This window comes from Clostridioides sp. ZZV14-6154 (genome assembly GCF_020657785.1).
In the GTDB taxonomy this organism is placed as follows: domain Bacteria; phylum Bacillota; class Clostridia; order Peptostreptococcales; family Peptostreptococcaceae; genus Clostridioides.
Genome location: NZ_JAGWCY010000001.1, coordinates 599427 through 620486 on the forward strand (window position 1 = coordinate 599427; position 21060 = coordinate 620486).

28 protein-coding genes, 1 pseudogene and 1 riboswitch are annotated in these 21060 nt (G+C 25.9%); of the genes and pseudogenes, 17 read left to right on the plus strand and 12 right to left on the minus strand.

The window, feature by feature from the left end; translation table 11 throughout:
- Position 1: 1 nt before the first annotated feature.
- Complete coding sequence (locus tag KGF45_RS02905) at positions 2-970, minus strand: nucleoside hydrolase (RefSeq protein WP_227828400.1); 969 nt, start codon at positions 968-970, stop codon at positions 2-4.
- Between the two features lie 101 nt (positions 971-1071).
- A riboswitch (PreQ1 riboswitch) is annotated at positions 1072-1115 on the minus strand.
- A gap of 393 nt (positions 1116-1508) precedes the next feature.
- Between KGF45_RS02905 and KGF45_RS02910 the strand changes: the two are divergent.
- The 4 genes and pseudogenes from KGF45_RS02910 to KGF45_RS02925 all read left to right on the plus strand — a co-directional run.
- Positions 1509-1691, plus strand: a pseudogene (locus KGF45_RS02910) (DUF3796 domain-containing protein); the annotation flags it as partial.
- Between the two features lie 66 nt (positions 1692-1757).
- Positions 1758-1958, plus strand: a complete 201-nt coding sequence (locus KGF45_RS02915) for a helix-turn-helix transcriptional regulator (protein WP_227828555.1) — start codon at positions 1758-1760, stop codon at positions 1956-1958.
- Positions 1959-2031: 73 nt separating this feature from the next.
- Positions 2032-2199 carry a succinate dehydrogenase gene (locus KGF45_RS02920; protein ID WP_227828399.1) on the plus strand — a complete coding sequence of 56 codons (168 nt, stop codon included), beginning with the start codon at positions 2032-2034 and terminating at the stop codon, positions 2197-2199.
- A 254-nt stretch (positions 2200-2453) separates the two neighbouring features.
- The gene (locus KGF45_RS02925; RefSeq protein ID WP_227828398.1) at positions 2454-2636 is read left to right on the plus strand and encodes a hypothetical protein; all 183 of its coding nucleotides are present in this window, start codon (positions 2454-2456) and stop codon (positions 2634-2636) included.
- Between the two features lie 82 nt (positions 2637-2718).
- Here the strand turns inward: KGF45_RS02925 and KGF45_RS02930 are convergent, their stop codons facing one another.
- Positions 2719-3546 (minus strand): N-acetylmuramoyl-L-alanine amidase, encoded by an 828-nt coding sequence (locus tag KGF45_RS02930; protein WP_227828397.1) that lies wholly within the window; start codon positions 3544-3546, stop codon positions 2719-2721.
- Between the two features lie 1083 nt (positions 3547-4629).
- Between KGF45_RS02930 and KGF45_RS02935 the strand changes: the two genes are divergently transcribed.
- The 7 genes from KGF45_RS02935 to pcp all read left to right on the plus strand — a co-directional run bounded on the left by KGF45_RS02935 (position 4630) and on the right by pcp (position 9426).
- Entirely contained in the window at positions 4630-5259 is a 630-nt protein-coding gene (locus KGF45_RS02935; RefSeq protein ID WP_227841783.1) for a TetR/AcrR family transcriptional regulator, read from the plus strand.
- The gene (locus tag KGF45_RS02940) at positions 5234-5647 is read left to right on the plus strand and encodes an FMN-binding protein (protein WP_227841784.1); all 414 of its coding nucleotides are present in this window, start codon (positions 5234-5236) and stop codon (positions 5645-5647) included. Before KGF45_RS02935 ends, KGF45_RS02940 begins: the two co-directional genes overlap by 26 nt.
- Before the next feature lie 3 nt (positions 5648-5650).
- A complete protein-coding gene (locus KGF45_RS02945; protein WP_227841785.1) occupies positions 5651-6127 on the plus strand; it encodes a flavodoxin domain-containing protein in 477 nt (158 codons plus the stop codon).
- 226 nt (positions 6128-6353) lie between these two features.
- Positions 6354-6953, plus strand: coding sequence for a GNAT family N-acetyltransferase (locus KGF45_RS02950; RefSeq protein WP_227829693.1), 600 nt, complete (start codon positions 6354-6356; stop codon positions 6951-6953).
- A gap of 191 nt (positions 6954-7144) precedes the next feature.
- Positions 7145-7810 carry a DUF969 domain-containing protein gene (locus KGF45_RS02955; RefSeq protein ID WP_227829694.1) on the plus strand — a complete coding sequence of 222 codons (666 nt, stop codon included), beginning with the start codon at positions 7145-7147 and terminating at the stop codon, positions 7808-7810.
- A 21-nt stretch (positions 7811-7831) separates the two neighbouring features.
- Positions 7832-8764, plus strand: coding sequence for a DUF979 domain-containing protein (locus tag KGF45_RS02960; RefSeq protein WP_227829695.1), 933 nt, complete (start codon positions 7832-7834; stop codon positions 8762-8764).
- 20 nt (positions 8765-8784) lie between these two features.
- The gene (gene pcp, locus KGF45_RS02965; RefSeq protein ID WP_227841786.1) at positions 8785-9426 is read left to right on the plus strand and encodes a pyroglutamyl-peptidase I; all 642 of its coding nucleotides are present in this window, start codon (positions 8785-8787) and stop codon (positions 9424-9426) included.
- Between the two features lie 134 nt (positions 9427-9560).
- Here pcp and KGF45_RS02970 read toward each other — a convergent pair whose 3' ends face one another.
- Complete coding sequence (locus tag KGF45_RS02970; RefSeq protein WP_227829697.1) at positions 9561-9893, minus strand: winged helix-turn-helix transcriptional regulator; 333 nt, start codon at positions 9891-9893, stop codon at positions 9561-9563.
- A gap of 254 nt (positions 9894-10147) precedes the next feature.
- Between KGF45_RS02970 and KGF45_RS02975 the strand changes: the two genes are divergently transcribed.
- Together KGF45_RS02975 and KGF45_RS02980 are read left to right on the plus strand one after the other, a co-directional pair.
- Positions 10148-10696, plus strand: coding sequence for a flavodoxin family protein (locus KGF45_RS02975; RefSeq protein ID WP_227829698.1), 549 nt, complete (start codon positions 10148-10150; stop codon positions 10694-10696).
- A gap of 21 nt (positions 10697-10717) precedes the next feature.
- On the plus strand, positions 10718-11338 hold the full coding sequence (locus KGF45_RS02980; protein ID WP_227829699.1) for a flavodoxin family protein: 621 nt from the start codon (positions 10718-10720) through the stop codon (positions 11336-11338).
- Between the two features lie 189 nt (positions 11339-11527).
- Here KGF45_RS02980 and KGF45_RS02985 read toward each other — a convergent pair whose 3' ends face one another.
- A complete protein-coding gene (locus KGF45_RS02985) occupies positions 11528-11779 on the minus strand; it encodes a hypothetical protein (RefSeq protein WP_227841787.1) in 252 nt (83 codons plus the stop codon).
- A gap of 471 nt (positions 11780-12250) precedes the next feature.
- Between KGF45_RS02985 and KGF45_RS02990 the strand changes: the two genes are divergently transcribed.
- Both KGF45_RS02990 and KGF45_RS02995 read left to right on the plus strand, forming a co-directional pair.
- Positions 12251-12499, plus strand: a complete 249-nt coding sequence (locus KGF45_RS02990; protein WP_227829701.1) for a hypothetical protein — start codon at positions 12251-12253, stop codon at positions 12497-12499.
- A gap of 744 nt (positions 12500-13243) precedes the next feature.
- Complete coding sequence (locus tag KGF45_RS02995; protein WP_227433148.1) at positions 13244-13420, plus strand: hypothetical protein; 177 nt, start codon at positions 13244-13246, stop codon at positions 13418-13420.
- A gap of 484 nt (positions 13421-13904) precedes the next feature.
- On the opposite strand, the gene KGF45_RS03000 is transcribed toward KGF45_RS02995, so the two are convergent.
- Positions 13905-14066: a hypothetical protein gene (locus tag KGF45_RS03000; protein WP_227829702.1), complete on the minus strand. Its 162-nt coding sequence runs from the start codon at positions 14064-14066 to the stop codon at positions 13905-13907.
- A gap of 139 nt (positions 14067-14205) precedes the next feature.
- On the opposite strand from KGF45_RS03000, the gene KGF45_RS03005 reads away from it, so the two are divergent.
- Positions 14206-14544 carry a TIGR04076 family protein gene (locus KGF45_RS03005; RefSeq protein ID WP_227841788.1) on the plus strand — a complete coding sequence of 113 codons (339 nt, stop codon included), beginning with the start codon at positions 14206-14208 and terminating at the stop codon, positions 14542-14544.
- Between the two features lie 575 nt (positions 14545-15119).
- Here KGF45_RS03005 and KGF45_RS03010 read toward each other — a convergent pair.
- From KGF45_RS03010 to KGF45_RS03020, 3 genes are all read right to left on the minus strand, one after another.
- Positions 15120-15503 (minus strand): BlaI/MecI/CopY family transcriptional regulator, encoded by a 384-nt coding sequence (locus KGF45_RS03010; RefSeq protein WP_227841789.1) that lies wholly within the window; start codon positions 15501-15503, stop codon positions 15120-15122.
- A 30-nt stretch (positions 15504-15533) separates the two neighbouring features.
- Positions 15534-15923 (minus strand): BlaI/MecI/CopY family transcriptional regulator, encoded by a 390-nt coding sequence (locus tag KGF45_RS03015; protein WP_227841790.1) that lies wholly within the window; start codon positions 15921-15923, stop codon positions 15534-15536.
- A 646-nt stretch (positions 15924-16569) separates the two neighbouring features.
- Positions 16570-18573 (minus strand): ATP-binding protein, encoded by a 2004-nt coding sequence (locus KGF45_RS03020; RefSeq protein WP_227841791.1) that lies wholly within the window; start codon positions 18571-18573, stop codon positions 16570-16572.
- A 431-nt stretch (positions 18574-19004) separates the two neighbouring features.
- Between KGF45_RS03020 and KGF45_RS03025 the strand changes: the two genes are divergently transcribed.
- Entirely contained in the window at positions 19005-19322 is a 318-nt protein-coding gene (locus KGF45_RS03025) for a hypothetical protein (RefSeq protein WP_077745271.1), read from the plus strand.
- Positions 19323-19382: 60 nt separating this feature from the next.
- On the opposite strand, the gene KGF45_RS03030 is transcribed toward KGF45_RS03025, so the two are convergent.
- From KGF45_RS03030 to KGF45_RS03045, 4 genes are read right to left on the minus strand one after another with little or no spacing between them, the layout of a single operon-like run.
- Positions 19383-19670 carry a hypothetical protein gene (locus KGF45_RS03030; protein WP_077745270.1) on the minus strand — a complete coding sequence of 96 codons (288 nt, stop codon included), beginning with the start codon at positions 19668-19670 and terminating at the stop codon, positions 19383-19385.
- Positions 19671-19686: 16 nt separating this feature from the next.
- On the minus strand, positions 19687-20517 hold the full coding sequence (locus KGF45_RS03035; RefSeq protein ID WP_077745269.1) for an N-acetylmuramoyl-L-alanine amidase: 831 nt from the start codon (positions 20515-20517) through the stop codon (positions 19687-19689).
- The gene (locus tag KGF45_RS03040) at positions 20517-20774 is read right to left on the minus strand and encodes a phage holin family protein (RefSeq protein ID WP_227841792.1); all 258 of its coding nucleotides are present in this window, start codon (positions 20772-20774) and stop codon (positions 20517-20519) included. The genes KGF45_RS03035 and KGF45_RS03040 overlap by 1 nt, the downstream gene beginning before the upstream one ends.
- 15 nt (positions 20775-20789) lie before the next feature.
- Positions 20790-21020, minus strand: coding sequence for a hemolysin XhlA family protein (locus KGF45_RS03045; RefSeq protein WP_227841793.1), 231 nt, complete (start codon positions 21018-21020; stop codon positions 20790-20792).
- Positions 21021-21060 lie beyond the last annotated feature (40 nt).

The following is a 21060-nucleotide window of genomic DNA, read 5'->3' on the forward strand; positions in this document are numbered from 1 at the left end:
ACTATATCACTCCTTCCACAGAGTCTATAATGTTTTCATATCCTTTAAAAAGTCTTTTTAAAAACATGTACATAAATTTCTTTTCATCAACCTCATTTAGAATAATCGCATTAGCATGTTTTTTGTAGAAATCAAATGAATCTACTATAGATTGCCCCATAGCTATTCCATCTTCCACAATTTCTACATATGATTCAAATCCCTTACATATACTTCTATCTATAAAATATGCTACTGCTAGAGGGTCATTTATTACACAACCTATTATTCCTTCTTGTTCCCAATGAAAATCAATATAAAATCTAGTGATTTCAGTTATATACTTAGCCATTTTTTCATCAAGTCTATTTATAAACTCAATAATATTAGGAGTAAGTACAATTTTTCTAGTTACATCCAAACATACCATGTGAATTTTTTTAGATAAATTCTTGTAAACATAATCCGCTCCATGTGGGTCTACCCAATAGTTAAACTCTGCTACTGGAGAACAGTTTCCATGAATTTTAAATGCTCCTCCCATAGATACAAATTCATCAAGATTTTCAAAGGCTTTTTTATCTTTCATAAGTGCTTTAGCTATGTTTGTAAGTGGTGCAAGTGCTATTATAGATACTTTTTCATGATTATGTAAAGTATTTATTATAAAATCTACTGCTCCATTTCTTGCTTTAACCTCTGTCACTTTTTGATAAAAATTTTCTCCTATACCATCTTCTCCATGTGTATCTTGAGCTGTTACAAGTGTTCTTTTTAGTGGTGCTTCTTCTCCTATATATACTGGAATATTTAGTGAAGAACACATTTGAAGTGTTTTTAGTGCATTTTCTGCACCTACATTTGCTGGTACGTTACCACAGCATGTGGTAATTCCAAGTACTTCTAGCTCTGGTGAGTTTAAAGCCAGAAGGATTGCCAAAGAATCATCAATTCCTGGGTCACAATCAATTATTACTTTTCTTTTTTCCATATTACTATCCTCCTTGATTTGTGGTCGAGGAGAACTACACATCTTTTTTCCACTTTCAAAAAGGTGTGTCTAAGGGTATTAATTATATACTGCCACTATATAATTCCTTAGTTTTTTATACTTGGAGTTCTCGAACAAGTACAGATGTTAAGTTTAGTTATGATTTTAAGTTATTTATTATAACATGTCAATCAACTAGAACCTTTCAAACACCTGATTTACTAACTACAAAAACTCTGTTTGTAGTTTAAAAGAATTTATTATATTTTTATGTGTCTCATTAAAGCATGCTCAAATAATAAACAAACTTTAATAAAATGTGGCACGTTTAAACCGATTATTATTATACAACAATATCATAAATATTACAATTAATACCTTTAATTAACTTTACATATAAAACTATCAAAACATTGAAATACTCAAATAGTATTATACCTAACATATAGCCTATTTTTAAGGGTTTATATTTTTATTCTATATAAATCTTTATTTAAGTTTTTGCGTTTTTTATTTATTTCTATAAAAATCATATCTCATTGTTTTTTTTAGATATTTTAATATTATGCCAGATGAATTATTTAGAGAAAACTTAAGAAAAGTAGCTGTGTCAGCATTTTTCTTTACACTTTCATCACTATCAATAGCTATAGTTTTATCCATCATTTCAGATAATATTTCTACTATTGAAAATGGTCTAGGAATAAGTTTTTCTATAGCAATGATTAGCTTTGTTGCAATTTTTGCATATTTACAATACAAAAGAAGGAAAAGGACTAGAATAATGATGTTTCGTTCAAGAACTAAAGAATATAGAGCAAAACATAATATGAAACAGGATGAACTGGCATCATTAGTAGGAGTAAGAAGAGAAACTATAGGAAATCTTGAAAACGGAAAATATAACCCTTCATTAAAATTAGCATTTGACATTGCTAACGTATTCAATGTAAGTATAGAGGAAATTTTTGAATATATAAAAAATTAGCAACTATTCTCTTCTTAAAATTTTTGCTATACTTTTATTAAGTAGATTAAAACTAATATAAGTTGGTGATTATATGAAAAGAAAACTTTCAACACACTTTTGGGGATATATATTTGGTTTATTCATAGTATTTTTAGTAGCTTTTATATTAAAAAAATTAGCGATAGATACTATGATAGGAATAATAATTGGAACTGGAATTGGATTTTTATTAATTTATCTATTTAATAAAAAAAGATGATGATAAGATTTGCAATACTTCAATATTGATGTTTACGAAAACCAATAATTATTTAGTATGACATCCAAGTGCTTACTGATAATTGTAAATAAAAAATGAATTGGATAATAATTCAACCAGTTTTACAATTGTAATATCCAGTTTTACATATACACTTGTAAAATATATTAAAGCGAAGTATTATACATATATATTTTCAAATAAAATAATTTATTTTATTTACTGAATATTTTTATTTTTTAGGGGGATGTATTGTGTTTAAAGACAAAGTTGATGAATGTGTTCATATAATGACTGCATACATTGTTAGTTTGAAAGAATACTATTCATTTATAGAAACTCAGATTGATGATTTTATTAAAAAATATGGAGAAGATATTGTGGAGTCTTGTCTTCATAGAATTATGATTTTATTATGTGAATGTGGTTTGGCATAAAATTTAAATTATCAAAAATAATAAGAAGAATTTTATATAAAATTCTTCTTATCTAAATATTTAATTTAATAAAAATTTTAAATTACGCTTTTTCTTTTATAAATGCTCTTGCTTTATCCATTGTTGACCACACATCACTATCATATATTTGTGTAAATTTTTCTCCTGTGGTCTTACTCATTTCTTTCATCTTGCTACAGGCACCTCCGCCAATAACATACAGATTCTCTGTTTTATATGGCTTATAATCTTTTATATCTATTACTAAATAACTTTCGTCTTTTCTTTTATAATATAATCCTATTATTTCTGCTGAAACTCTATCATCTCCACTATAAACTATTGTATGTTTAATCTTCTTGATATCTTCACTTTTTATATTATTATTTAATATACCTTCTACGATTAGCTTAGCCAAGCCCTCATATCCAAGTTTTTCTGCTTTCTCATAATCCTCTTTATTATCACAAAAAAAACTTTCTATTAATATAGCTGTAGGTTTTGAACTATTTAAAATATACAATCCTTTATCTAATTTAGCTCCCCTATTTTTGAATACCATACCTAATTTATTACATATTCTAGTTGCATATTCTAAGCCTTTATTGCTATAATATAACACTTCTGAGCCTTTTCCTTGACCATCACTTGCATTTAAATGTAACTCTATAAGTAAATCATATTCTCCATCATTAACTCTAGGTATTTTATAAGACTTTTCTTCATTTTTAGAACTAAACTGTTTTTCAGGGCATATTATTACACTTACTGTATGCCCTTTTTTTCTAAATATATCTGCTACTATTGGCGCCAATAACTTGTTATACTGATATTCGTTAACTAATCCATCAGCAGAAGTACATGCCCCATTTTTTAGAATACTATGTCCTACTGTAATACATATTTTCATAACATTTCACTCCCTTAATTAGATTTTATCTCGTGTATATGTCCCATAATAATGAAAATCTAAATGCATATAAATCATTCATCTTCATAAAAAAAAAATAATCATTATTTTATTTTTTTTATAAAAATATCACAAATATTCTTAATATTCAATGTATAATACATAACTGGCAATCTAAAATGCACAACTAGACAAAAACATATTTATTTTTATGTGATTCTACCATATAATCTTTATTGTCTATTTTTATTTAAAAATTCGTAAAATTATTAATTGATAATACTTTTTTTAACTATAACACTTTTCTCATTTATATAATTTATAAATACTCTGTCTTAATTTTTTTATATTAATATCTCTTCATTACATTTTTTAATATAATTTTAGTTATATCAAAAATATCTTTTTAATCTTAAATATATTCACACATTCTCATAAATTATGTTATAATAAGAACATTGCGATGACAGTTTTAGATTTTTGACAACCGGAGTGTAAAATCACTCCTTTTTCTTTTTTACTAATTATAATAAATATTCAGTTAATATTAATATACTATTATATAAAGTAAATATAAAAAATAAACTTTGTTATATGTACATTTTGCATTAACGCAAAAATGAATTTCATATATATTTCTCACAATAGGAGTGCTATAGCACTCTTTTTTGTTTTTTATAATTATGTAAAACATTCAGATACCATGTAATAAATCTTCATTTTTCAATCCTATATAAGAATCAATTATTAGATAAATAATATCTTTTTTATCTTAATATTATCTAAATCAACACAAGATAAATCCAATATATCTTTTTAACATAAAAATCTTTTTCTTTAATATCATTTATCAAAATAGTAAGTATTCGCCTAAAAAGATTCTAATCAATTTTAATATCCTAAATTATTTTACAAGACCAAATTAAACTGATTTAAGAATAACTTAATTAAATTTGTAAACATTGTACCAATATAGAAAGTATAGAAATCTATATTATTACTAGATTGTTGACAGACTTAAAAAAAAAAGATACAATAACATTATAAATTAAATTAACACTGTTAAGTTAAAGAGGTGATTATATGGGTATCAAAGAAAGACGTAAAAATGAAAAAATAGAAATGAAAAAAAAAATTATGGATGCTGCCATTGAAATTATCAACCAGGAGGGATATGAAAGTTTATCAATTAGAAAGATTGCTACAAAAATAGAATATTCTCCAACCACTATTTATCTTTATTACAAAGATAAGGCACAGATTATTAGTGATATGGCTAATGAACTTTATAATAAAATAGAAAATAATTCTATTGCTATTATTGATAAATACTCATCATTTTCAGTAGATAAACAAATCAGAGAAATTATGCTTACTTTTATCAAAATTCTTTCTAGCAATCCAGAAATGACAAAAGCCATAATGTATAGTGGAATGAATATTATATTTGCATCTCAAAGTACTGCTAGTACCCCTACTAATAATGGTATAGAGGTGTTTGATGAACTTATTGCTACTGGAATTAAGCAAAAAATATTTAAACCAAATATAGATAATGCTTCTTGGATGCTTATAAGTGCATTATTAGGCTTTGTTTTATGTGCTGTTGAAAATCAATTGTATTCTTTACATAACTTCCCACAATTTATAGACAATTTCATGGATATTTTACTTGGAGGAATTTACAATGAGCATTCACAGCAAAAATCTTAATAAGAAAAATAAATTTTTAAGAATTCTAAAAGTATTAACAGTTTTATTTTTTATATTTATATGTATTATTATTGTAGCTGTAGTTAATTTGAAACCAGAAAAATTAGTAGTACAAAATATAAATCCTACTAAAATAAAAAATGGTACTTATCTTGGAAGTGCTGATAATGGTTTAGTAAAAGCTACTGTATCTGTCGAAGTTAACAATGGAGTAATAAAAGATATTGATATATTGAAACATGACACTCTTTTAGGCAAGCCAGCTGAAAAGATTGTAAATAATATTATTAAGCAACAGTCTTTAGAAGTAGATGCTATAACTTCTGCAACTTACAGCAGTGATACTATACGAAAAGCTATAGAAAATGCGTTACAAAAAGGAGAGTAAAATATGAATACTATTATTATATATTCAAGTAAATATGGTTGTACCGCAGACTGTGCAAATATATTAAAAAGTAGACTATCAAATAATGTTACTATTGTTGATATTAAGGATAAAAACAGTAAAATTGAATTATCAAAATTTGATACCATTATTATTGGAAGTTCAATATATGTGGGTTCAGTTTCAAAAGAAATTCGTACATTCTGTAATGATAATATAGAGTTGTTAAACCAAAAGAAAGTTGGAATCTTTCTTTGTTGCGCATTCTCTGAGCAAACGGATAAATATCTGTCAAGCAATTTCCCATCATCATTATTAAAGAGTGCAAAATCAATAAGTGTATTTGGTGGTGAAGCTAGATTAGAGAAAATGAAATTTTTTGACAAATTGATTATGAAATCAGTTACAAAAAATGATTACAATAGTTTGAAAATATCACAGGATAATATAGATAATTTTTTAAGAAATTTTAATGACTAAAATAAGCTATACTCTTCGTTGATAAATCCATCTACCCCTGCTTTGTTTCAAAGAGTTCAAAAGTCATAGAACGTTTTGCCATATATTTTTGTACATTTCGTTACATAACTTTCCCTTATATAACTTTTGATATAAAATATAATAAAGTACATAATATGTTTTCACATTTAAACTTGAACATTATAAAATAAAAACTATTATATTTACTACATTGGAGATGATATTTATGGGAAAAGTTAAAATCAGATTGGCAAAGGAAACAGATGCTGAAGAAATATTAGCAATATATACACCATATATCACTAATACAGCAATTACTTTTGAATACGATGTACCAAATATTAGTGATTTTAAAAATAGAATAAAAACAATTTGTTCAAAATATCCATATCTAGTATGTTTAATTGACGAAAAAATTGTTGGATATGCTTATGCTCATGAACATAATGAAAGAACTGCTTATCAATGGAATGCTGGATTATCAATTTATGTTGACGAAAAGTTTGTCAGTTGTAAAATAGGCATAGCTCTTTATAATTCAATAATAGATATATTAAAATTACAAAATATTCAAAACTTATATGTTAGCATTACATCACCTAATATTAAAAGCGAAAGACTTCATCAACACTTTGGTTTCAAACTATGTGGTATTTATCATAATACAGGATACAAGTTTGGTAGTTGGCATGATGTTATGTTATTTGAAAAATACATAGGTACTCATCCTATAAAACCAAACTACATAAAAACAATTAAACAAATTGATACAAAAGAAATCGCTACTATTTTAGAAAAAAGCAGTCTTCTTGTTAAATTACTTTAAAACACAAACTTTAAATAAACTAAAATAAAAATAAGAAAGTAACTTTAAAATAAGTATTTTAAAGTTACTTTCTTATTTTTTATTAAATTTTATAATAATAGTCATATTAACGTAAATACTATAAAAAGAGTTTAACTTTATTTATTTAGTAAAATCAAATCAAAATAGAAAAAATGGAAGGAGAATAATTGATGATAAAACTAATTGGTATATTAATAGTTGTGATTGGATTTATACTTAAAATTGATACATTATTTACTGTATTATTAGCAGGAATAGCAACAGGACTTGTAGCAGGATTAGATTTTAATCAAATCTTTACAATACTAGGAGATTCTTTTGTCTCAAATAGAGGTGTGTCATTGTTTATACTAACACTACCCGTAATTGGTGTTTTGGAAAGATATGGATTAAAACAAAGAGCAGTTTCTCTAATAGAAAAATTACAAAGACTCACAACAGGAAAAGTACTGAGTATATATATGTTTGCTAGACAAATAGCTGGAGCATTATCAATAAGAATGAGTGGACATCCTCAATTTGTAAGACCACTTGTTAATCCTATGGCACAAGCTGCTGGATTAAGCAACAGTGATGAATTAAAAGAATCAGACGAAGAAGCCATAAAAGCATTATCTGCTGCATCAGAAAACTATGGTAACTTCTATGGTCAAAACTTGTTTGCAGGTAGTAGTGGAGTTTTACTTATAGCATCTACTCTTACTCAATTTGGATATAATGTAACTGGAATTGAGATTGTAAAAGCTAATATCATTATGGCCGTAATAGCATTTATAGCTGCCACAATCCAATTTACTCTATATGATAAAAAATTAAATAAAAGTCATAAGAGATAGATTTATTTAGGAGGTATAAAAATGCAAAATTTTATAAACATATCGTTGGAAATTTTTTATGCATTAATGGGGCTTTTAATGATTGTCATAGCATACAGGTCTTTTACTACAATAGACAATAATAAAAAATATGGTACATCATTATTTTGGATACTAATATCACTACCATTTATATTTGGAAGATTAATTCCAGCTAATATAATAGGAATCATACTAATATTGTCTAGTTTATTAACACTTACTAAACAAGTCGTATTTGCAAGATACGAAGAACCAAATGAAAATTTTGGGAAAGAACAGGCAGACAAACTTAAAAATAAAATATTCATACCATCATTAATATTAGCTTTTGCAGCAGTAATTGTAGCTATGAGTCTTTCTAATTTTGATAACTCTTCACAGTTTGCAATAGGTGTAGGTTCAATAATCGCATTAATATCTGCTCTTATAATAACCAAATCAAAATCATCTACCTCAGTTCACGATGGTTCAAGATTACTTCAACAAATGGGACCAGCTAGTATGCTACCACAACTTTTAGTTGCATTAGGTGCTTTGTTTACTCAAGCTGGAGTTGGCGAAGTTATCTCAGGTATGATATCAGGAGTAGTTCCTACTGACAATAGATTATTTGGTGTTATAGCTTATGTATTAGGTATGGTTATATTTACTATGATAATGGGAAACGCATTTGCTGCATTTTCAGTCATAACAGCAGGAATTGGAATTCCTTTTGTATTGTCTCAAGGTGGAAATCCTGCTATAATTGGAGCATTAGCATTAACAGCAGGGTATTGTGGAACTCTACTTACTCCAATGGCTGCTAATTTTAATATAGTTCCAGCAGCTTTACTTGAATGTAAAAATGATTATGTTGTTATAAAGTATCAAGCACCAGTTGCTTTAATATTAATTGTAGCACACATATTAGTAATGTATTTTTTAGGATTTTAATATGAATAGGAGGTAAAATAATGAAAGTTTTATTAACAGGATTTGACCCATTTGGTGGAGAACCAATAAATCCAGCTCAAGAAGCTGTTGAAATGGTCAAAGATAATATAAAGGGCTCAGAAATTATAAAAATAACTATACCAACAGTTATGACAAAATCTGTTGAAGCAATAGATAAAGCTATTCAAAAACACAACCCTGATATAGTAATATCAGTCGGACAAGCAGGAGGTAGATTTGATATTACACCTGAGAGAGTTGCTATAAATGTAGATGATTTTAGAATAAAAGATAATGAAGGAAATCAGGTTATAGACACTGTTATAAAGGAAGATGGTCAACCTGCATATTTTTCAAAATTACCTGTAAAAGCCATGGTAAAACATATGAATGAAAATAAAATTCCAGCTAGTGTCTCAAATACTGCAGGTACATTTGTTTGTAATCATGTAATGTATGGAATTCTCTACATGATAGATAAAAAATATCCTAATATAAGAGGAGGCTTCATACACATACCATATGTGACTTCACAAATAATAGATAAAAAGAATACACCATTTATGTCTTTAGAAGAAATAGTTAAAGGTTTGGAATTAGCCATAGAAGCTTGTATAATCCACAAAGATGATATAAAAGAAATTGGTGGTGAAATTTCATAATAAATATCTAAAATAAACTTTTTAAATTATAAATGAAAATATATATTTTTTTAAATATAGACTGTAAGTATATTTGTTTAAATTCAAACTTACCTACAGTCTTTTTATAATATGTACAATCTTCAAATATAAAATTAAATTCTATTCTGTTCTCCCCACTCACACATTGCATCTAAAATCTTAATCAGAGACTTCCCTCTCTTTGATAAACTGTATTCTACTTTAGGTGGTATTTGAGGATATTCAGTACGAATAATCAAATCATCTGCTTCCAATTCCTTTAATGATAAGCTCAGAGTCTTATAAGAAATAGTCTTTATATAACGTTTTAGTTCATTATATCTAACAACTTTAAATTCAGCAAGGCAATAAAGAATTACCATCTTGTATTTTCCATTAATCAGTGAAAGTGTATAACTAAACCCTGTTTCACTTAAATCTGCCTGTGAGATACAATCCATACCCATGTGCTACACTCTCCTTTAGGTTAGTATTGAACAAAAATGTGCGTACTTGTCTTTTAACTAATTTATAATAAAATTATAGTGTAAGAACAATTAAAAGTCAATTTGCTATAATACATATAAATCTTGCTTAAATGCTAGTACTTTAGCATATTGTCAAATTTTTAATTCAATTACTCTTCAATTCAAGTTATAAAAAACTTATAACAAATGTACTTTCATATCACTGATAAATTTAATAATAGGAGGTGTTTTAAATGGGCAAAAAAATTATTGTTTTAAATGGAAGTCCAAGAACAAATGGAAATACATCTGTACTTATAGATTCATTTGTGTCAGGTGCTGAAGAATCTGAAAATACAGTTAAAAGTTTTAATCTTCAACAAATGAATATACACCCTTGTATGGGCTGTTTCGGTGGTGGCAAAGATACTGAAAGTCCATGCGTTCAAAAAGATGATATGGATAAAATCTATCCATACTATAAAGAAGCAGACATCGTTGTACTTGCGTCTCCACTCTATTACTGGAGTATCAGTGGACAACTTAAGTGCGCATTTGACCGTTTATTTGCTGTAGCAGAAATTGACCCCAACTACAACAATCCCAAAAAAGACTGTATTTTGCTAATGGTAGCAGAAGGACATGATTTTGATGAAACTATACAGTATTATAACGGATTAATCAAACATTTAGGATGGGAAAATTTAGGCGAGGTCTTAGCTGGTGGTGTCATGCAAATTGGAGATATTCATGGAAAACCTATTTTAGAAAAAGCAAAGACCCTTGGAATGTCTATTAAATAAAGTTTACTGGAGGAATTTCTAATGAAAGTTTTATTAATAAATGGTAGCCCAAACCAATACGGATGTACTTATACAGCATTAAATGAAGTTGCTAAAACATTAAATAAGCATGATATTGAAACCGAAATATTGTATTTAGATAAAAAGCCAATACCAGGTTGTATCGCTTGCTCATCCTGCTTTCAAACTGGCAAATGTACTTGGAATGATAAGGTCAATGAGTTAGCGAAAGAACTAGATAATATTGATGGCATTATTGTTGGTTCTCCTGTATATTTTTCTGGTGCAAGTGGACAACTAACTTCATTTCTTGACCGCTTATTTTTTTCAGCTGGAAGTAAAATGGCAAAGAAACTTGGTGCATCAGTTGTATCATGTCGACGTGGTGGAGCAACTGCAACATTTGACCAACTAAATAAATATTTCTCAATTAGTAATATGCCTATTGTATCATCACAATACTGGAATCAGGTGCATGGTTTTACACCAGAGGAAGTTATGAAAGATAAAGAGGGATTACAAACTATGAGAACTTTAGGTGAAAACATGGCATGGCTCCTTAAGTGTATTTCAGCTGGGCAAAAAACAGGAGTCAAAGACCCTCAATATGAAGAAAAAGTTATGACTAACTTTATACAATAAATAATTGAGTTTTATTAATTGTTAATTTAAGATTAAAGTCATGCTTACTAAATAGAATAGCTCATATAAAACAGTGTAATAGCTAGCTAGTGGTTTTGATTTTATTTATATCAAAACCACTAGTTTATTATTTCATCTGTTTAAAACGATTAATTTCTGACATGCTCAGCTATACCTTTCCATTTTCTTTTATAAAAATAGACTACCCCAATAATCGCTGGAAATATGTGCTTGTTTAGTCTCTCCAAGTCCCCTAAGAATAGAACAAATTGAATTGTATCCAAATACAAACACAGTACTTCCTACTACTTGACCAACAACAATCATGTCTACAATATTATAAAATGATTGCAATAAATTTATGAAAAATAATGGTATACTAAGTTTTACTAACTTTGTAAACACATTACCAGTAGTTAAATCTTCTTCTATTCTTTTCATGATATAAATTTTCCTCTCTTTTTATAATTAAAATAAAAAAAGCAGTAAGTATTGTACTTTAATACAACCCCCCTGCTCTTACGCTTTAAATAATTTATATTGTTTTAATACTTAATAATAAATGACAATATAAAAAGGGCTATATACAAACATCGTATATAACCCTCAAAATAAACACTCTTATTCAATATTAGACAGCTTAAATAAGTATAGATGACTATACTAAAAATTTGATTTTGATTGTGTGCAAATAGAGATAATATTTTTAATTGCTTTTTATCTATATACATAATAAAACTTAAATCTTATATCAATATAATTCTAACCTTAAATAAAACTTAAATTATTTAAATTATGTGTTTAGTTTTATTCGCTACTTATTTTTATTGTAATTTTTTAGTTTACATTTTTTATAATAAACTTGCTATACTTTTATTAATAAGATTAAATCTAAAATAAGTTGGTGATTGTATGAAAAGTATAAATATTTATACCAAATTAAAAATAATCTTCTTAACATCTATGGCTATGTTTGTTATTGGAGCAGCATTTATCTTTTTTATAGAAAATTATATAATATCAATTATTTTTGTACTTGTTGGTATTTTTATTGATTGGAAATTTTATCGTTGCCCAAATTGTAATCATTATTTAAATTCAAGAATGGAACTTGTAAAGGATATCACTTATTGCCCATATTGTGGAAAAATTATCAAATAGTGATTTAAATTGCATTTTATATTTAATAAAGAAATTTTATTATTGATAATCAGGATATTACATATAAATAATTAAGGTTTAACCGAATTTAATTGCATTTGTTTTATTTATTTTTATAAAAGAATATATATATGCTATAGGTATAGTCTTATCTTTTTTGTTGTATCTTAAAATTTTTTAGCATAATAAAAAAGATATAAAGAACTATCTACAAGTTCTTTATATCTTTTAAATATCTATAAGTAAATCAATTAATTTTTACATCCTCTTTAAAATATCTCTTTTAAAGTTCTTACTAACAGTAACAGTAAATTTTATTTTTTATCTTATTGTTGATTTTAATATTCCAACATCTCACTTTATTTATTCTTACATTCATTTTAATAATATATCACTGAATACTTTTTTATGTTTATTCTCTACTTTAAATTTAATTAATTCGAATATATAAGCCTTTAAGTCAATGCACCCATGTAAACCTTATCAGTTTATTGTTGTAGTTTATTCTTCAAAAAATAAATATAATTTTATAATATTTTTTAATCTAAAACAAGCATGTTGAATAATAAATCATATTCTAGTATTATTAACTTGTAGAATAAAAACTAAATTGGTAAAACTAGAAAAATTTAGTAATAAAAGTTATAGTGATAAGTACTAAAAAATTCTTTGTAAGTTATGTTAGCAAGTTAGCACATATATAATTTTTTTATTTTTACTAAAGTTTTTAGGGGGATGGATAATATGTTTATTGGAGAAATAGACAGATGTACACATATATTAACTGCTTATATCAGTAGTTCATATGATTATTGTAATTTTATAGATACACAATTAGATGATTTTATATCAGAATATGGAGAAACTGTAGTTGAATCTTGTTTATATCAAGTTTTATTGTTAGTAAGTAGATATAATTAAAATTAAGTTTCATTTTCTAGAAAAACCTTTTTAGATTTTCTACCTTAAATAACTATATAATTTTTTATACTTTGTAAGTAACTATAACTTCTTTTAAAGTAAAGATGTATTGGGAGTACATCTTTACTTTTTCATTATACAATTTAAAAGTGTATACTATAAAACAAAACAACTAATACAAATTACACCTTTTATATTCTCTTGAAACACATGAATCATTCTATACACAGATTCTACAATCTCATCAAATATGAATCTAAGTTTTTACTACTTCAAATTTTATCTATCTATAACGCAAATCATATTTATAAAATATCCCCCTATTACACTTAAATCATATATAAAGTAACATCAATATTTAGAATATTCAATATCAATTGCGTAACTGGTCAATAAAAACGTATAACTAGACAAATTTCCATATTTATATAAAAAATTCAAGAAAAACAATCATTTTATTTATATATTTTTTATTTTTTTATTTTCATCCCATTTGCAACATTTCCTCTAAAATAGGAATTAATGACAATCCCTTTTTTGAAAGTGAATATATAATAATTTTCCACTTCCCTCCAATAATTGAAAGAGTATATCCAAATGGTGTAGAAGTTATATTAGTTAAATCAGATATATTGTAGTTTTTCATACTCATTTAATCACCATTATGTAATAAAACTACTATCCTAAACGTTAGTACCTTACTTAAAAGTAAGTACTTGTTTAAATATAAAATAGTACATATACTTATATAAATAAAAGTTAAAAAATATGAGGAGATGACTTTCATGAAAAAATGTAAAATAGAAGTGATAAAAACAACATTCCACAAAAACTTAGCAGATGAGTATGGATGTAAAGGTATTGGGAAATGTCCTATGCATGAAGTAGGGGAAGTATTTTTTGGAGATTTTGCTAAACCTGAAAAATTATGTGATGAAGCATGGAAAGCAATGTATCAATATGTATTTGCTTTATCTCATGGTAGTGAAAAATTTTACTATGGAGATTGGATAGATAAAGAAGGAGTGGCTATATGCTCTTGTAATGATGGAATTCGTCCTGTCATTTTTAAAATTGAGAGAACTGATGAAGAATCTAAAATGAAATATAAACCTATAAGATAGATAATATTTACAATATTGTATGTTTTAATGCATTACATAGAACACTCACAATTATTTACTTAATCAATAAATTCCTTATAACCTTAATGCTACAATAAATGAAGAACAAATATTTCAGCAGACAGTAGAATGGTTCTCTGTAAAATTTACTACTGCTTCTATTGTTATTATAGAACCCTATCCAAGCAGACCATAATACATTGTTACTATTTTGGGTTGAATATATAATCAATACTCTCTTTAGATAACAGCTCAGTTTTATGTTAATTGATGACATTTTTTCTTTAATGTCAATTATATGTCTGGTCTTAAATACTACTAAATAACTGTATTTCACTACTATTTACTATTATTTAATAGTATTTATAACTCAGATTTGATATAATACATGTATCAAATATATTTCTATAAATGTTTATTTTTCAACGTTTTAAACTTATCTTTTTTTGTTTTGTCAGTTAAATGTCAGTAAAATATTTTATCCACAAATTTTGAATAAGTTTTCCACAACTTATCCCCAATTTTATCCACAAGAAAAAAGGTAGCACTTATGTTAGTAGCTACCTTTTACTCTATTAATCTTCATCATTCCAAGTTTTTATCCAATCCCCTATTTCCATTATTTTTTCTTCAGTTATTTCCTCTTTGTCATGTAGTTTTGAAATTAACTCTGACAGGGGATTGTTATGTAAACCTCCAAAGATTCTTTTTCCTTCTAGTTTTAGATATTCTTTTTCTTTTACTAATACTGTGTAGTGTACATGTTTTCCAATTCTCTGAGATATTAAAAAACCTTTTTTAGTTAATCTTGCTAAAAGTGTAATTGTAGTTGTATGTTTCCAACCATATTTTTCCTCCATTTCATCTGCAACGTCTTTAGATATTACAGTTTTGTATCCCGAATTCCAAATATTTTTCATCAATTTTAATTCCGTATCTGGTAATTTTTTATTCAACATAATATATTCCTTCTTTCTATATAAACAGAGTTATCTTTTTACTGTATTTTGCATATTTTTTATAAATCTTTTTAGTTTTTCTTCTATCACATTATTTCTTTTATGTATTGTTGTAAATATTTTTATAAAAAAGTTATCGTATTTACTTGTATCTCTTTCTTCTTTTCTAGCATTTAAATACTCTTTTTTAGTTACTAACACTTCATAGTTCGATTGAAAACTTACTACTTTCTTTTTTAATGTTTTCATTCTTACTAATCTTTTTAGAAGAATTTCTGTAGTACTTTTCCTCCAGTTATATCTTTGCTTCATCGCTTCTATTATTTCTTTTTTAGATAGAATAGACTTTTTCCTCCACATATATTCCATCAACATCAATTCCCCTCTGCGCAGTTTGTCTGTTGCCTCTTGTTGCTCCATTTTTATGTCACTTCCTCAAATTCAATCTAGCTTAAATTAATAATAGGAGCTTTTTTATACAAAAACTACAGGGAAAATTTACCATATATTCTACTTGTTTAGTTTGTTTTTATATATAAAAAAGATTATTCATATCCATAAATTTATTCAATTTTCAAACAATCTTGTTTAATAATAACTAATTCTATTGTATTATTTTAGTTGTAGAATAAAACTAAATCGGCAAAACTAGAGAAATTTAGTGGCATAAATATATATGAACTAAGACTTGTAAAATGAGTTATAAGTTATATCATCCAGTTCACAAAAACACATACTCTTTTTGTTTTTGTGAAAGTTTTTTAGGTAGGTAATAATATGTATACTTAGAGATAAAATATATCTCTAATATTCATAGTTTTATTTTTTCTTAAAATGCGATATAATAAAGATGTAAATTCGTATCAAAAACAAAAAAGAAACTACAATCTATTGCTCTAGAGCGAAGTTTCAAATTCAAAATAATTTAAGTAATGATTTATTCATTGAAATCGTCTTGATTGCCGTCAGGACGATTTCTTAGTTTCTGCAATATATATCTTGCCATCTAATTATAGCATAATTTAAAAATTATCAGATATTTTTATTTCATAATATCGTAATAAATTTAATGATTACATTTTTTTATGAACTCATATATCTTTTCACACAATAGAACTGCATCTTCTGTTAAACAATCATAATCCTCTATATATTTCACAGCTTTTTTACAAAAATTAAGTTTATCTGATACTGTCCCAGATTGCGCAGAATAAGTACCTGCTCTTTTTTTATTTTTTAAATTATCTTGTATAAATCTTCCTAAATAGACATTTTTATAGTCTTCCTCATTAAATTCTTGTGTGAATTCTAAATTATTTACTTCTTTATCTTTATCTTCATATTCAGATATTACTTTCAATAAAATTTTCTTACTTAATAAATTTTCTACTTCTCTACAGTTTAAACAATAATAATTATCTTTTAATTGATTTTTTAATTCTTCTTTTCTACTTTGTTTCTTTCCTCCATCATCATCTAGAATTAAAAATATCTTATTAAACATTTTACTAGCATTAATTTTATCTGCAGAACGAAGGTTATTATTTATATCTTCTACAAAATTCCAATGTGTTATATTTCCTCCACTATATTCTACAAACGAATAATGAATATCCTCATCAAATACTTTAAAAAACTCATCTTCTTTCTTCTTATAATTTTGATATAATTGCAAATATTTTTTAATATACAATCTGTCTGTTATACCCTCAACCCAAATCGTACAGTTTGACAGTAGCATTGATGAATTACTTGCGCCTAAATCAGATAATATAGAATTTTCTTTATTCAGTGAATTTTCTATATTAAATAATGGTCTTATTTCTCCAAAGTTATTTTTTTCTCCCATAACTTTATTAAAACGATATACTGAAATTTTATCTGTATCCAATGTTATATCTAAAAAATGATTTGAATGAGTTGTAAAAAATACTTGACAGGTATTGAACATTTCATCATTAAATATATTTATTAATTTCCTTTGAAACCCTGGGTGTAAAAACAGCTCAGGCTCTTCTATAAACAATAATATATTTTTATCCCTATATTTAAATAAAGTAAATGTTAATATTATTATAGATTGTATTCCATCACCCAATGAATAGATTGGTTGTTCTTCTTCATCTCCAATTTTAACCCATAAATCTTTTTCATTATACTTTGGTATAAGCGTTACCTCTTTATTTTCAAAGAAACTATTACCTAAAAATTGTTCAAACTCTCTTATGTGTTTTCTATTACTTAAACTTCCCAATAATAGTTTTTGAACTTCATTATACAGATTTATGCCTGTGAATATCTCACAATCATCACATAAAGATTCCTTAAAATAATTACTTTTTGTTACTTCATAATAAATATCAGTACATTTATCATTGCTGTTATTAGTAAATAAATTTCTTAGACCTCTTAAAGATGGAATATAAATCCTTTTATAATTACAATCTTCTTTTATGCTTTTTTCTATATGTAAACTACTTTCATTAAAGATTGAAATTACTTCTTTTAATTCATATAATTTTTTAGCATAATAGTCTTCATCTCTGATTTCATTTTTATTTATATTATAACCTAATGTTTTATACAATTCGTTAAAAGTCTCCCTAGGTAGTTTTTCAATTTTAGCTAACATTTCAATTTCTTTATCAAGTTTTTCTCTTAATATTTGTATTTTATCAAATAAAGTTTTAATCTGTTGAAAGTTATCCTCATTAAGTAATAAACTTTTTTTTACCTCTAAGCTATTTATTAATCTATACGTTTCAGCTAAAATTGAACCATCTGGGTAATTAAAAGTATACTGTTTATCATTTAAATCAGTTTCTGAATCAACACCAGTTAAACTCTTCATTACTTTTTTTTTCATATCCATAATCACATTATTGATATAACTTAGATTAACAATATCACTAGTATAATTAAAGCTATTTAAATTAAATATTGTTCTCAAAAATCTACTTTTCCCAGAGTTATTTGCTCCAACAAAAATATTTACTTTTGATAAATTATCAATTCTATCGAGTGTATATTCGTTAAAATTGTCAAAATCCAAAAAAATACTTGTTATCATTAAAATCAATCCTCCTTTAAATAAGTCTTTCAGAAATAATTATAACATAGTATTTTAGCATGAAAAAATAACGATAAAATTATTTAACTTTTTTATTTTTATATTATTTAATTTAATAGAAAATATATAAAAACTACCCTATTTTTGCGCCAATAAATTTCAAAAAAATAAGCACTTCTATAAAAGAGTGCTTTAGTGTATATTCATGAAGCATGCAATATAATTATAACATGTCTTATGTTTTAGTATGATAATTTTCGTTCGTTTTATTATTACAGATTATACTATATAGTTTTATGTGTATTGTTAATATTTGTAATATTTTAGACACTCTTTATACTTGTTATACTGCTATACTTTTATTAGGAAAATTAAATCTAATATATGAATTGGTGATTATGTAAAATCATATTATAAAGGAGATATGTGATATGAATTTTTGGAATGGACTATTTTTACTTTTTGGAATAATATTTATAATAGGGAATGCAATAAAAGGCTTAACTAAACATAAATTTAACTATTTTAGAGAGAGCTATTTTAACAAATTAGAATTAAAATATGGAAGCATAGACAGAGAAAAAACTATTAAACTAGAGATGTTTTATCAATATTTGATGGGCTTGGAATATATAATAATGGGTTTATTAATAAGAAAGTTTGATGCTGCAATAATATCAGTAATATTAGTATCAATTGTAACAATAATATCCTATTATTTAATTAGAAGGAAATATATAACTCTGTAAAAATTAATACTTAAATAAAAAAGAAGGTAACAACTCTCTCCAGTTGCTACCTTCTAATCATCAATTTTTAAATTTTGATACACTAAAATTTTTAACTTGAGACTTAAATAACTGTTCAATCTCATCAACTACATTCTGTATCTTATTCTCATATCTCGAATCATAATATATATTTATCTCACCTATACTATTTATACTTATAGAATAGTCTTTTCTTTCTATTATACATATGCTTCCACAGTCTGATAAATTATTCTTGTATATTGATTTTAACTGCTCTTTTATTTTGAGAAAATTTATTTTGGGGTAAATATTATTTGGACAAAAACTTTTCTCTTGTATTAACATATTATCACCTTTAACTCTACAATTTTTCTTTTACAAATTCTCTAGCCTTATCCATTGTTGACCATACATCATTGCCATATATTTGAGTAAATTTTTCTCCTGTAGTCTTACTCATTTCTTTCATTTTATTGCAAGTTCCACCACCAATTACATACAAATTTTGTGTTTGATGTGGATTATAGTCTTTTATATCTGTAACTAAATAACTTTCTTTTGCTCTATTGTAATATAGTCCTAAAATGTCTGCTGATACTTTATCATCACCACTGTACACTATTGTGTGTTTATACATTTGCTTCACCTCATTATTTGTAATACTCTTATTCAATACACCCTCAGCAATTAACTTAGCTATACCTTCATATCCAAGTTTCTTAGCTTTCTCATAATCATCTTTATTGTCACAAAAGAAACTTTCAATTAATACTGCTGTAGGTTTGGAACTGTTTAAAATATATAATCCTTTATCTAATTTAGCACCTCTATTTCTAAATACTGTGCCTAGTTTCTTACATATTCTAGTTGCATATTCTAGACCTTTATTACTATAATACATAACTTCCGAACCTTTACCTTGACCATTACTTGCATTTAGATGTAGTTCTATAAGTAAGTCATATCCTCCACTATTAATCTTTGGTATTTTATACGACTTTTCTTCTGTTTTAGTTTTAAACTGCTTTTCGGGGCATATTATTACATCTACCTTATGTCCTTCTTTTCTAAACATATCTGCTAATACTGGTGCAAGTGACTTATTGTATTGATACTCGTTAACTACTCCATCAGCAGAAGTACATGCGCCACTTTTTAAAATACTGTGTCCTACTGTAATACATATTTTCATTATTTATTTTCCTCCTTTAACTGCTTATAAGTTTGATTTATACCTATTGATATACCCCAACAAATTACACCTTGTAAGACTGCGTCAGCATTTAATCCTAACATCCATACTGAGAAACATATCCCAAGTGCTAATAATACTATTGGAATATACTTGTTATCTAACTGTTTATACTTCTTACAACCTGCTCCTATAACATAAAGAGCAGCAACTAAAATTAGTAACTGCTCTGGTATAAAACTTATTAAATTATCCATTTATTTTCCTCCTAATTAAAATATTCCTCTCTGTATTGCAAATATAAAAAATCCTACAAGTGTTGTAATCATTGTTCCAATCAACCACTTTAACATGCTTGTAAGTGCGTTTAAATTCTCACATAGTGCTTTTAATTCTGCTTTAGATTCTATATTTGCTATCTTTAATTCGTCTATTTCTTCTCCATGTTTATTTATTCTTGTTTCATGTCTTTTTAAATCTGCTTCGAAAAGTTCTTCATTCATGAAAACCTCCTTATTTGTATTAAAATAAGACTTAGAAATT